The organism is Polaribacter sp. Z014, from assembly GCF_023555435.1.
Classification (GTDB): domain Bacteria; phylum Bacteroidota; class Bacteroidia; order Flavobacteriales; family Flavobacteriaceae; genus Polaribacter.
The window spans coordinates 1-13,876 of record NZ_JALCZP010000016.1 but is presented as its reverse complement, the minus strand read 5'-3'; the positions used below and the strand labels follow the sequence as shown (position 1 = coordinate 13,876).

Here is a 13,876-nt window from a genome sequence, read left to right as displayed (position 1 = left end):
TTGAAAAAATCATTCTTGCAATCTTTAGGACTAGGATTATTATTTGCTGGAACAGCAATTTCGGTTTCGAATTTAGTACAATTTACAAGAGTTGGAGCAGAATGTAGTTTTGGATTATCTTCTTGTTTTGTAGTACATTTTTAATCTTAAAATACTTTATGGAGAATATGTGTATTCTTATAAAAACGGCCACAATCTTACCCTTTTTAACAGCAACTTTTTATGCCGTTGTAATTTTTTAATTAATTACAGAGAAACATACTCCAAAAGAACATCAACCAGAAATTTATTTAAGTATTATTGGTATTGCTTTTTTAATAGGGTTTAGTATTTGGTTTTTAATGAGTTTAAAAAAATATTTTATATCTTTAAGGGAAACAAATTGCGATGACTTCTAAATTAAAAAACACTACGCTTTCTAAAAAAGAAAAAAATAAATTAAGATTAGCTATAGTCCTTTCTGTAATTGCTTTTTTCATTTTAAAAGAGATCTTTACGAATTGGGAACATTTTAAAGTTGGAATATCGGGTGGTTTTTAATAAAAACAATTACCTCCCATTCATTCTAAGCAAGCAGAATAATTACTTCGGATATTAACCACTCATTTTTACTTTTTTCTTTGTAAATTCGCACTTCAATTCAGAAATAAAATGGCAATAGAATCCGTAATACTTCCAGAAAAACAACAAAAACCAAAATGGCTACGTGTAAAACTACCCGTTGGTAAAAAATATACTGAATTAAGGAGTTTGGTAGATAAATACAAACTGAATACCATTTGTACAAGTGGAAGCTGCCCAAACATGGGAGAATGTTGGGGAGAAGGAACTGCTACATTTATGATTTTAGGAAATATATGTACACGTTCATGTGGTTTTTGTGGTGTTAAAACCGGAAGACCAGAAACTGTAGAATGGGATGAACCAGAAAAAGTAGCACGTTCTATTAAGTTAATGAGTATAAAGCATGCAGTAATTACTTCTGTAGATAGAGACGATTTAAAAGATGGTGGTTCTATTATTTGGGCAGAAACTGTAGAAGCAATTCGTAGAGCAAACCCAAATACTACTTTAGAAACTTTAATTCCTGATTTTCAAGGAAACACAAAACAGATAGACAGAGTTATAGAAGTACACCCAGAAGTTGTTTCTCATAATATGGAAACGGTTAGAAGGTTGACTCGTGATGTTAGAATACAAGCAAAATACGATAGAAGTTTAGGTGTTTTAAAATACTTAAAAGAAAACGGAATGAGAACTAAAACAGGTTTAATGCTTGGTTTAGGAGAAACGGAAGAAGAGGTAATACAAACGATGAAAGATATACGTGAAGCAAATTGCGATATTATTACCATTGGACAATACTTACAACCTACTAAAAAACACTTACCTGTTAAGAACTTTATAACACCAGATCAGTTTAAAAAATACGAAACTTTAGGTTTAGAAATGGGCTTTATGTATGTAGAAAGTGGTGCGTTAGTACGTTCTTCTTACAAGGCACATAAACACGCTATATAATATTTTTAAGTCGACAAAAGTTTAACTGAAATAGTTACATATTTAGTCTCTTCTAAAAATAAAATTAAACGATTCTCAATAGAGAATCGTTTTTTTATTAAATAAACAAAAAATCACTATTTTATTATCATATATATATCTAATATTTTATTTTTGCAAAATCCTTGAAAAAGGAACTTGAAAGCAACTTTGTAAACTGTTTTCATGTTTAAATATTTGAATTTATTAAAAAAAAACCATCTCATTGAGATGGTTTTTTTTATGAAAAAGAAATAAGCTACTTTAAAAATTTTATTTTTTATTTTTTCAGAAGTTTAACTTAATTTAAACTGATTGGAAGTGTTGTCTGTTCCTCGTGCTTTTAAAGCTCTATTAACTACAAAGAACACTTTATGATTATCACCAGCATAAGCTTTGGCCTATTATTATCTTCATATTTAAAAAGCAACTTAACTTCTTTAAAGAAAACACCTTTACTCAAAAAAATAGTTGCGGTATTTGCGAAACTTGTATTGTTAAAAACTGTAAGGATAGTGTTGTTGAACAATCGCGATTAGAAAAACAAAATAAATACAAAGACATTGAAATTACAGTAGCTAATATTATTAACTTTTACAGCTAAAAGTTTCTTATTTTAGCAATTGAAAATAAACATTTTTATGGATATCAACTTCAATAAAAACGAAGATTACAATAAATTGTTAGCATCAGACCTAAAACGAAGATTTGCAAAAGTAAAACTAGGTGGTGGTCAAAAAAGAATTGACAAACAACACGGAAAAGGTAAAATGACCGCAAGAGAAAGAGTTGACTACCTATTAGATAAAAATTCTAAATCTATAGAAATTGGTGCTTTTGCTGGTGAAGATATGTATACAGAACATGGCGGCTGCCCTTCTGGAGGCGTTGTGGTAAAAATAGGATACATAAAAGGAAAACAATGTATTGTTGTTGCAAATGATGCTACTGTAAAAGCAGGAGCTTGGTTTCCTATTACTGGAAAAAAGAATTTACGAGCACAAGAAATATCCATAGAAAACAGATTACCAATTATTTATTTAGTAGATTCTGCTGGTGTTTATTTGCCTTTGCAGGATGAAATTTTTCCTGACAAAGAACATTTCGGACGTATTTTTAGAAATAACGCGGTGATGAGTAGCATGGGTATTACACAAATTTCTGCGGTGATGGGCAGCTGTGTAGCTGGTGGAGCTTACTTACCAATTATGAGCGATGAAGCAATAATTGTAGATAAAACAGCTAGTATTTTTCTTGCTGGAAGTTATTTGGTTAAAGCTGCCATAGGAGAAAGTATAGACAATGAAACTTTAGGTGGCGCAACAACACATTGTGAAATTTCGGGTGTTACAGATTACAAAGCCAAAGACGATAAAGATGCGCTTGATAAAATAAAATTTATTGTTGATAAAATTGGTGATTATGACAAAGCTGGTTTTAGTAAAACCGAAGCTTTTCCTCCAAAAGAAAATGAAGATGATATTTTCGGAATCCTTCCGAAGGAAAGAAACGCGCAATATGATATGTTAGAAATCATAAAGCGTTTGGTAGATAACTCTGAATTTGAACAATACAAAGAAGGCTACGGAAAAACCATTTTAACCGGTTATGCAAGAATTGATGGTTGGGCAGTTGGTATTATTGCCAATCAACGTAAATTGGTAAAAACCCAAAAAGGAGAAATGCAATTTGGCGGTGTTATTTATAACGATTCGGCAGATAAATCTACTCGTTTTATTGCCAATTGTAATCAGAAAAAAATACCTTTAGTTTTCTTACAAGACGTTACTGGTTTTATGGTAGGCTCAAAATCTGAACACGGAGGTATTATAAAAGACGGTGCCAAAATGGTAAACGCAGTGAGTAATTCTGTAGTACCAAAATTCACCATTATTATTGGTAATTCTTACGGAGCAGGTAATTATGCCATGTGTGGTAAAGCTTATGATCCAAGACTAATTGTTGCATGGCCAAGTGCAGAACTGGCTGTAATGAGCGGAAATTCAGCAGCTAAAGTTTTACTACAAATAGAAACAGCATCACTTAAAAAACGTGGCGAAGAAATAACTCCAGAAAAAGAGACTGAGTTATTTAATAAAATAAAATCGCGTTACGACAAGCAAATCTCTCCATATTATGCAGCTGCAAGAATCTGGACAGATGGTGTTATTAACCCATTAGACACAAGAACTTGGATTTCTATGGGAATCGAAGCTGCAAACCACGCTCCTATTACAAAACAATTTAATATGGGTGTTTTACAGGTTTAAATTCTTGTGGTATAATTTTTGACAAATTTTAAAAAAAACTATAATTAATTATGAAGAAAACTACAAACTTATTTTTAACATTACTAATGATTTTTGCTTTTACAGAAAACAGTGAAGCTCAATTATGGAAAAGACTTAAAAAGAAAGCTGAAGATGCACTTGTAAAAGGTGCTGAAAAAAAAATAGACGAAACAATTAAAGGAGAAACTACTACAGATAATAAGAGTATAGAAAATGATGATGAAGACAATGAAATAGCAAATAATGATACCCCTAATTTATGGAGAAACTTTCGTTTTGTACCTGGAGAAGATGTTATTTTTTATGATGATTTAAAAACAGAAGAAGTAGGAGAATTTCCTGCACGTTGGGACTTGATAGAAGGAAGCGCTGAAGTAGCAAGATTAAATGGAGAAAAAGTAATAATTTTTATGTCTAAAGACGGAAATACAATTACTCCGTTAATTAAAAGTACAGATTATCTAGGTGATGAATTTACCATAGAATATGACCTTTTAATACCTAATTTTAGACAAGAAAAAATTTGGTGGATGGCTCAAGAAATTTATTTCACACCTAAATATAGTTCTAGTGATGTACATATTGAGTTTAGAGAGCAATTAGGAAAATTAAATGGTTGGGCATCTAATAATAAATTTAAAGTTGAAGCAATTCCTTTTGGTTCTCAAAACAATTGGCATCATATTTCAATATCTTACTATAAAGGAAAATACAAAATGTATTACGATTCTAACAGAATTGCTAACTTACCTGTTTTTGATGTAAAACCATCTATTTTTGGTTTAGAGCTAATGTGCCACACTAACAGTAAAAAAGGACATCCTTATTTAGCTGTAAAAAATGTTAGAATTGCTCATGGAGGTGGAGAAATGTATAAGAGAATTGTTGCTGATGGAAAATACGTAACTAACGGAATTATTTTTGACAGCGGAAAAGCAAAAATTAAGAAACCTTCTTTAGGAATTATTAATAAAATAGTATCAATTTTAAAAGATAATTCTGATTGGACTTTTGATATTATTGGTTATACAGATAATGACGGTGCAGATGCTATTAATTTGAAATTATCTGAAGACAGAGCAAATGCAGTAAAACAAGCTATTGTAGAACAAGGTATAGAAACGGAAAGATTAACCGTTATTGGTAAAGGAAAAGCAGAAGCTTTAAACAGTAATAGTACTCCTGAAGAGAAAGCAAACAACAGACGTGTTGCTTTTGTAAAGAAATAAAGAAAAACGGATTTCTAGAATATTTTTATAAGGGTTTTGTATAATGTGCAAAACCCTTATAAATTACTATAAAAATCTGTCATAATGTAGGTAAAGGAGGTGTCAAATATCTTTTCAATTTATAAAATTGTAGATTTTATAATATTCATAGTTATTTATAAATAAAACAAGAACTTATCAAAAAATAAGTAGATACTAGATAATTCTAGTAAAATTTTAATGACTATTATCATAAATAATAATCACTCTAAATTATATTTTTGTAAAAACAATTAATTAAAAAATGAGTAAAGCTATTTATATTGCCGCAGTAGAATCTGACAGTGGTAAATCTTTGGTATCATTAGGTCTTTTAAGAATGATGTTAACCAAATCTTCTAAAGTAGGTTATTTTAGACCTATAATCAACGAAGTTAAAGACAGTACACTTGATGACCATACCAATACTGCTATTAATTTTTTCAACTTAGATATCGAATACGAAGATTGTTATGCCTATAAGCACAATGAAGTTGTAGAACTTTTAAGTGAAGGAAAAGCAGATGATGTAATTCATACTGTAATTAAAAAATATAAAAAACTGGAAGCCAAATACGACTATGTTTTGGTAGAAGGTACAGACTTTTCTGGTGAAGGTGGTTTTACAGAGTTAGACGTAAATTTAATGATTGCCAAAAATTTAGGAATTCCTGCTTTAATAGTAGGTTCTGGAAATGGTAAGAAAAAGAAAGATTTTGTAAATACAATGCAACTTACTTATAAATCTTTTGTAAGAAAAGAGGTTGATGTTATTGGTATTATTGCCAACAAAATTGAAGTTGATGAAGTAGACTATATTCAAAAAGAATTAGAAAAAAGTTTTCCAGAAAACATACAAATAAATGTTATTCCTAGAATAGATTTCTTAGCCTACCCAACAGTTAGAGAGGTTTTACTAGCTTTAGAGGGTAAAGTATTATTTGGAGAACAATTTTTAGATAACGCCATTGGTAGTTACAGTACAGGTGCAATGCAACTCCGTAACTATTTAACAAGAATAAGAGAAAATGCATTAGTGGTAACCCCTGGAGACAGAGCAGACATTATTTTAGGTGCTTTACAAGCAAATGCTTCAACCAATTATCCTAAAATTGCAGGTATTATTTTAACCGGTTCTTTAATTCCAGAAGAATCAATTACCAAATTAATTAAAGGGGTACAATCTACAGTGCCTATTATTTCTGTTGAAGGAGGTACGTTTGGTATTACTAATAAGATTGGGGCAGTAAAATCGAAAATTTACGCTAGTCATAGCAAAAAGATATTATTATCTTTAGATACTTTTGATACGTATGTAAATGCAGAAGGCTTAACCAATACACTTACATCATACCATTCTGTTAAACTAACACCTAGTATGTTTCAATATAATCTATTGCAAAAAGCAAGAGCTTATAAAAAACATATTGTTTTACCTGAAGGAGATGATGAAAGAATTATTACTGCTGCAGCTCGTTTACAATTATTAGATATTGTAGATTTAACCTTATTAGGAGATAGAAATGCAATTCAATTTAAATGCGATCAAATTGGTTTGCAAATAGATTTGGATAAAATAAACATTCTAAACCCAGAAGACTCAATTCATAATGACGCTTTTGTAGAAACCTTGTGCGAAGCTCGTAAACATAAAGGTATGACAGAAACTATTGCTAAAGATTTAGTAAGCGATGTTTCTTATTACGGAACTTTAATGATTATGAATGGTTTAGCTGATGGTATGGTTTCTGGTGCAGTGCATACAACTATGCATACCATAAAACCATCACTACAATTAATTAAAACAAAACCCGGAGTATCAGTGGTATCCTCTGTATTCTTTATGTGTTTATCAGACAGAGTTTCTGTTATGGGAGATTGTGCTGTAAACCCTAACCCTAATGCAGAACAATTAGCAGAAATTGCAATTTCTTCAGCACAATCAGCAGAAGCTTTTGGAATTGAAGCAAAAATTGCCATGTTATCTTATTCTTCTGGAAGCTCTGGAAAAGGAGAAGAAGTAGAAAAGGTAAGAAAAGCAACAGAAATTGTAAAAAAACTACACCCAGAATTAAAAATTGAAGGGCCAATACAATATGATGCTGCAGTAGATATGTCTGTTGCAAAAACAAAAATGCCAGATTCTGAAGTAGCAGGACAAGCATCTGTTTTAATTTTTCCAGACTTAAATACAGGAAACAATACATACAAAGCAATACAAAGAGAAACAGGCGCTTTAGCAATTGGGCCAATGTTACAAGGTTTAAATAAACCAGTAAACGATTTAAGTAGAGGTTGTACGGTAGAAGATATTTTTAACACCGTTTTATTAACAGCAATTCAAGCACACCAAGGATAATATGAATATTTTAATTTTAAACGCAGGTTCTTCTTCTTTAAAATACCAATTAATAGAAATGCCATCACAAGTAGTAAAGTGTGTTGGTTTAGTAGAAAGAATTGGCATGCAAGATGCTATTTTTACACATGAAAAAGATGGTGAAAAACATTCTGAAGTTACCCCTATTTTAAACCATAAAATTGGTTTAAAGAAAGTAGCAGATGCTTTATTAGATAAAGAAATAGGTGTTATTTCTTCTGTCGATGAAATAAAAGCAATTGGTCATAGAGTTGTACATGGTGGAAGCAGGTATAGTGGTACTGTAGAGGTTGATGAAAAAGTAAAATCTAATATTAAAGATTTATTTAGCTTAGCTCCTTTGCACAACCCTGCAAATTTAACAGGTATAGAAATTGCAGAAACAATTTTTACTTCTGCAAAACAGGCCGTTGTTTTTGATACTGCTTTTCATCAAACAATGCCTAAAGAGGCTTTTCAATACGCAATACCAACTAAATATTTAAAAGAAAACAAAGTTAGAGCTTACGGTTTTCATGGTACTAGTCATAAATACGTATCAGAAAAAGCAATAGAATATTTAGGCGAAAAATCATCAAAAATAATTACCATCCATTTAGGCAACGGTTGTAGTATGGCTGCTGTCAAAGACGGAAAGTGCATTGATACTTCAATGGGTTTTTCTCCAACAAATGGATTAATTATGGGAACAAGATCTGGAGATATAGATCATTCTGTTATTTTCTTTTTAATGAAAAAATTAAATAAAACAGCAGATGAAGTGAATGATATCTTACAAAAAAAATCTGGAATGTTAGGTTTAACTGGTTTTTCTGATTTAAGAGAAATTGAAGAAAAAGCAGGTAACGGAAATGAAGAATGCCAAAACGCATTAAGATTAGCAAGTTACAGAATAAAGAAATTTATAGGTTCTTATGCTAGCATTTTAAATGGTTTAGATGCCATTATTTTTACAGCAGGAATTGGAGAAAACTCAATTTTAATGAGACAAATGTCTTGTGAAAATTTAGACTTTTTAGGCATTGAATTAAATGAACGTAAAAACGACATCCGTTCTAAAGAAATTAGAGAAATACAAAAAGAAACCTCTAGAGTTAAAATTTTAGTGATTCCTACTAATGAAGAACTAGAAATTGCAAAAGAAACGTATGATCTTTTAAATTGATAATATACTTATCTTATAAAAAGAGCCTTCAAGTATTTGTACTTAAGGCTCTTTTTTTTCCGTATAAAATACTTTTCCTTTTTATTTTTTTACAATTCCTTTTGGTTGCAATATTACCTTTTTCTGATTCTATTTTTAGAAGATAAACTCCATTCACTAAATACTCTATATGTATTTCATCTTTTGTTAATGAAAACTCTTTTTTTCCTAAAACATTAAATAGTTAAATATTCTTTATAGTAAAACGAGCATCATCCATCTTTAAAATTGAAGAAGTTACCTATAAAAACAAACTCTCTTACACTTGCAGTTTCTTCACAATAATAAGAAGTTGTTCTGTAACCTGATTCTTCAAAAGAACCAATTAACTTGTTTATAAATTTATTATTCTGACCTATTAAATCATCAAAATATTCTTCGCCTGAATATGTTAATTTTACTTAGCCAAGCAAGTTAAATAAGCAAAAAGTTAAAATTAATTGCGTAATTTTTTTCATAATTTTTATATATAAGGTTGAACATTAAAATTATAAAGAAATATACCTACAAATAAGAGTATTTCTAAAAAATCCTTGTTTAAAAAATTGTGAATCAACTAGCTAATTTTTACATTTGTATTTATAATTTTTAAAAAACAATCATTAGAAATGGGTAGAGCATTTGAGTTCAGGAAAGCAAGAAAAATGAAACGTTGGTCGGCAATGGCAAAAACTTTTACCAGAATAGGTAAAGATATTGTGATGGCAGTAAAAGAAGGTGGACCAAACCCTGAAACAAACTCTCGTTTGCGTGCAGTAATACAAAACGCAAAAGCGGCCAACATGCCAAAAGAAAATGTTGAACGTGCCATAAAAAAAGCAACAGACAAAGATACGGCTAACTATAAAGAAGTTCTTTTTGAAGGCTATGCGCCACACGGAATTGCACTACTTTTAGAAACAGCAACAGACAATAACAACAGAACAGTAGCAAATGTTAGAGCTTGTTTTAATAAATGTGACGGAAATTTAGGAACTTCAGGTTCTGTAGTTTTTATGTTTGACCATACGTGTAATTTTACCTTAAAAAAGGAAGACATTACTATGGATATGGAAGAATTAGAATTAGAGTTAATCGATTTTGAAGTTGAAGAAGTGTTTGATGATGAAGAAGGGGTAATTATTTATGCTCCTTTTGAACAATTTGGAGCATTACAAACTTACTTTGAAGAAAATAATATAGAAATATTATCTTCTGGCTTTGAAAGAATACCAACTACAACCACAAAATTAAACGAAGAGCAGCAAGCTGATGTAGAAAAACTTTTAGAAAAACTAGAAGAAGATGATGATGTACAACATGTATATCATTCTATGGAAATGTAAATTTTGGGAGTTACCACAAGACGTTAATTACAACTAAATTATTATAAACTAATAAGACCTCAGCTATTCCTTATAACTGAGGTCTTATTGTTTTATAGATTATAAACTATAAAAAACTACAATGTGACTTATCCCAAAGAATCGTGTCATATAAATGAGGGATCTTAAAAAGATACTTCTAACAAAAATCAAAAAAAGAAACCAGCGTCCTAACAACGCTGGTTTTATTTTATATGACTTTTTATAATAGTATTAAACTCTTCTTGCTGCTCTAAAAAAGAAGTTCGTATTCCTAAAAAAGAAAGTGCTTCCACCCTATTTTCTAAACGAACATAATCTTTTTCTGTAGTTAAAATAAGTTTTTTAGAAGATTTTAAAGCAGCGTATTCCTCTTTAATCGTAACTATTTCATGCTCTGTAAAATGATGATGATCTGGGAATTTTAAATGTTTAAAATTCACTTTCTTTTCATTTAAAAAAGATAAAAGCGGTGTTGGGTTTGCAATTCCAGTAATTAATAAAATCTCGTAATTTTTTAAATTATCAACCAAAATAGATTCAGATCCTGCCGTTTTATCATCATAAGAAATCGTTGTAAAAAACACCTTTTTATGGAATTTCTTTAACTTCTCTTCCACTTTATTTTTAGAAGATTCAGATAAGTTTATTGGGCATTTTGTTACTAAAATAACATCTGCTCGTTTTGCGCCACTTCTACTTTCTCTTAAATTTCCTGTTGGTAATAAAAAATCATCTGTAAATAAATCATCAAATTTAGTCAACAAAATATAAAAACTACCTTTTACTTTTCTATGCTGATAAGCATCATCTAATAAAATAACCTCAGGAGAATTCTCATTAATTAATTTGGTAATTCCTTCAGCCCTGTTTGCATCTACAGCTACATTAATAGCACTAAACTTTTTAAAGTACTGTAAAGGTTCATCTCCAACATCTTCTGCAGAATGCGTACTATTTAGCAACACAAATCCTTCTGTTTTACGTTTATACCCTCTACTTAAAACAGCTGTTTTAAAAGACACTTTTAATAAGCGAATTAAATATTCTATTTGTGGTGTTTTCCCCGTACCTCCAACGCTTAAATTACCAACAACAATTACTGGAATCTTAAACGAAGTTTGTTTAAAAACCCCTACTTCAAAAAAGAAGTTACGAATGCTTGTAACCACATCATAAATAATGGCAAACGGAAATAATAAAAATCTTAGAAATTTCATTGATACGAAAATAAGCAGGTTCAACGCATTAAAAAAAGAAAAAGTCACCAATTTCAAATATTTACACAAATTATTTATAAAATTATTGTGCAAGGAATTTAATAATTCCATTTTAACAACTTTCAATTCAATATCACCTAATTAATTATGATAATTAAAGAAAATCGCATCCAAAAAGCAGCTCATTTCTATGGAATGCTGAAAGGAAAATGTTAACTTTGATTTTTCATACAATATTGATTTATGACCATAAAAGACATCACAAATTATTTAGAAGAATTAGCTCCTTTAAATTACGCTGAAGATTTTGATAATGTTGGGTTATTAATTGGTAATTATCAAACAAAAGTTACCAATATTTTAGTTACTTTAGATACTTTAGAAAAAACAGTAGATGAAGCAATTGCTAAAAAGTGTAATTTAATTGTGAGCTTTCATCCTATTATTTTTGGCGGTTTAAAAAAACTAAACGGAAATTCGTATGTAGAACGTGTCGTTTTAAAAGCAATAAAAAATGACATTGCCATTTATGCTACCCACACAGCTTTAGATAATTCTAAAAATGGAGTTTCAGCAAAAATGTGTGAAGTTTTAGGCTTAGAAAACACTAGCATTTTAATTCCGAAAAAAGGGATTATCAAAAAACTAACTACCTACACTCCTACTGCAAATGCAGATGCTCTAAGAGATTCTCTTTTTAAAGCTGGCGCTGGAAGTATAGGTAATTATGATAATAGTTCTTTTAGTTCTTTTGGAAAAAGTACTTTTAGAGGTAACGAAAATTCTAATCCGACTTTAGGAGAAAAAGGAAAAAATCATACTGAAAATGAAACTCAAATTTCTGTAGTTTTTGAAAGTAAATATGAAGCTGCAGTTTTAAAAGCATTGCAAGACAATCATCCGTATGAAGAGGTTGCTTATGAATTAGTTATCACAGAAAATGTGCATCAAAATACTGGAATGGGAATGATTGGAGAACTTCCATCGGAGATGGATGAAACCGACTTTCTTTTATATTTAAAAGCCACAATGAAAACAGATTGTGTGCGTCATTCTAATTTAATCAATAAAAAAATAAAAAAAATAGCTGTTTTAGGCGGATCTGGTAGTTTTGCCATTTCAAACGCAAAAAGAGCCGGAGCAGATGCATATGTGAGTGCAGACTTTAAATATCATGAGTTTTTTAAAGCCGAAAACAAGATTCTTTTGGCAGATATTGGACATTATGAGAGTGAACAGTTTACAAAAAACCTTTTGGTAGACTATCTTACGAAAAAATTTAGTAATTTTGCAGTCATTTTATCAGAAGAAAGTACAAATCCTATATATTATATATAAACATGGCAAAGAAGAAAGAAATTTCGGTTGAAGAAAAATTAAGAGCTTTATACGATTTACAATTAATCGACTCTAGAATTGACGAAATTAGAAACGTTAGAGGTGAACTACCTTTAGAAGTTGAAGATTTAGAAGATGAAGTTGCCGGATTAAACACGCGTATTGCTAACTTAAATCAAGATGCAGCAAACTTAGAAACGGACATTAACAACAAAAAATTAGCTATTGAAGAGTCTAATGGGTTAATGAAAAAGTATGATGAGCAGCAAAAGAAAGTTAGAAATAACAGAGAATTCGATTCTTTATCTAAAGAAATTGAATATCAAGATTTAGAAATTCAATTAGCTGAAAAAAGAATTATTGAATACAAAGCAAAAATTGCTCAGAAAAATGAAGTAATTGATGCTACTAAAGAAAAATTAGCGAAACAAGAAAAACATTTAGGTCATAAAAAAGCAGAATTAGATGCTATCTTAAAAGAGACTCAAAATGAAGAAGAATTATTAGCTAAAAAATCTGATGAGTTTTCTCAAACTTTAGATGCACACTTATTTTCTGCTTATACTAGAATTAGAACTAAAGTTAAAAATGGTTTAGCAGTTGTTGCTATAGAGCGTGGAGCTTCTGGAGGTTCTTACTTTACTATTCCACCTCAGGTGCAATTAGAAATAGCAAATAGAAAGAAAATTACTATCGATGAGCATAGTGGTCGTATTTTGGTTGATGCTGCCTTAGCGGAAGAAGAAAAATTAAAAATGGAAAAATTCTTTTCTTAATCTTTCTACACATAATTTATAAAAAACTCGAAGCTTTTAAGCTTCGAGTTTTTTGTTTTATATAGAAAAATGATTCAAGACTGTTTCGCTAAAAGATACAAGAATCAAGACTAAGTTCATTTTTCCTATTCTTTTTTCACACATAGATTGTCATTCTAAAAAGAATCTTTTACCCTATGTTAGCCCTTTCGTGAGAGACTTTTCAGGGAATACAAACTAGGTAGAAAAAAAAGAACAAAACTCCAACTTGTCACTTCGAATGGAATGAGAAGTCACATAAAGAAGAGAACACAACGCAGAGCAGCTTTGTGCGATTTCTCTCTACGCTTAAAAGCACAAACTTTTGAGAAAAAGTTATTAAAAAACATAAAAACCTTACAAAACTCAAAAACAGATCTCTTCGGCATTTTGAGAGAAATCACTTTAAAGTGACCACACGAAATGGCACTGTCTCATAAAGTGTGTAAGTTTTAAAATCTCAGGTTAATTAATTAACCTGAGATTTTTTTATTAATTTTAAATTTTACATATTTATGAA

The 13,876-nt window shown here is 30.2% G+C and carries 10 protein-coding genes; 9 read left to right on the top strand and 1 reads right to left on the bottom strand.

Translation table 11 applies throughout. The annotated features are described in order from the left end of the window. From MPF19_RS14620 to MPF19_RS14590, 7 genes are all read left to right on the top strand, one after another. Complete coding sequence (locus tag MPF19_RS14620) at positions 1-144, top strand: hypothetical protein (RefSeq protein WP_249988821.1); 144 nt, start codon at positions 1-3, stop codon at positions 142-144. A gap of 507 nt (positions 145-651) precedes the next feature. After that, positions 652-1,521 carry a lipoyl synthase gene (lipA, locus tag MPF19_RS14615; protein ID WP_203394467.1) on the top strand — a complete coding sequence of 290 codons (870 nt, stop codon included), beginning with the start codon at positions 652-654 and terminating at the stop codon, positions 1,519-1,521. A gap of 659 nt (positions 1,522-2,180) precedes the next feature. Further along, a complete protein-coding gene (locus MPF19_RS14610) occupies positions 2,181-3,809 on the top strand; it encodes an acyl-CoA carboxylase subunit beta (protein WP_249988820.1) in 1,629 nt (542 codons plus the stop codon). A gap of 50 nt (positions 3,810-3,859) precedes the next feature. Then, positions 3,860-5,059, top strand: a complete 1,200-nt coding sequence (locus tag MPF19_RS14605; protein WP_249988819.1) for an OmpA family protein — start codon at positions 3,860-3,862, stop codon at positions 5,057-5,059. 283 nt (positions 5,060-5,342) lie between these two features. Continuing rightward, positions 5,343-7,436: a phosphate acetyltransferase gene (gene pta / locus MPF19_RS14600; protein ID WP_249988818.1), complete on the top strand. Its 2,094-nt coding sequence runs from the start codon at positions 5,343-5,345 to the stop codon at positions 7,434-7,436. Between the two features lies 1 nt (position 7,437). Continuing rightward, positions 7,438-8,622 carry an acetate/propionate family kinase gene (locus MPF19_RS14595; RefSeq protein WP_249988817.1) on the top strand — a complete coding sequence of 395 codons (1,185 nt, stop codon included), beginning with the start codon at positions 7,438-7,440 and terminating at the stop codon, positions 8,620-8,622. Positions 8,623-9,269: 647 nt separating this feature from the next. Beyond that, positions 9,270-9,986, top strand: coding sequence for a YebC/PmpR family DNA-binding transcriptional regulator (locus MPF19_RS14590; protein WP_203394473.1), 717 nt, complete (start codon positions 9,270-9,272; stop codon positions 9,984-9,986). 224 nt (positions 9,987-10,210) lie between these two features. Here MPF19_RS14590 and lpxK read toward each other — a convergent pair whose 3' ends face one another. Continuing rightward, on the bottom strand, positions 10,211-11,224 hold the full coding sequence (gene lpxK / locus MPF19_RS14585; protein WP_249988816.1) for a tetraacyldisaccharide 4'-kinase: 1,014 nt from the start codon (positions 11,222-11,224) through the stop codon (positions 10,211-10,213). 243 nt (positions 11,225-11,467) lie between these two features. Here lpxK and MPF19_RS14580 point away from each other — a divergent pair, with 243 nt between their 5' ends. Both MPF19_RS14580 and MPF19_RS14575 read left to right on the top strand, forming a co-directional pair. Then, entirely contained in the window at positions 11,468-12,562 is a 1,095-nt protein-coding gene (locus MPF19_RS14580; protein ID WP_249988815.1) for a Nif3-like dinuclear metal center hexameric protein, read from the top strand. A 2-nt stretch (positions 12,563-12,564) separates the two neighbouring features. Next, entirely contained in the window at positions 12,565-13,338 is a 774-nt protein-coding gene (locus MPF19_RS14575) for a zinc ribbon domain-containing protein (RefSeq protein ID WP_203394476.1), read from the top strand. Positions 13,339-13,876: the final 538 nt, after the last annotated feature.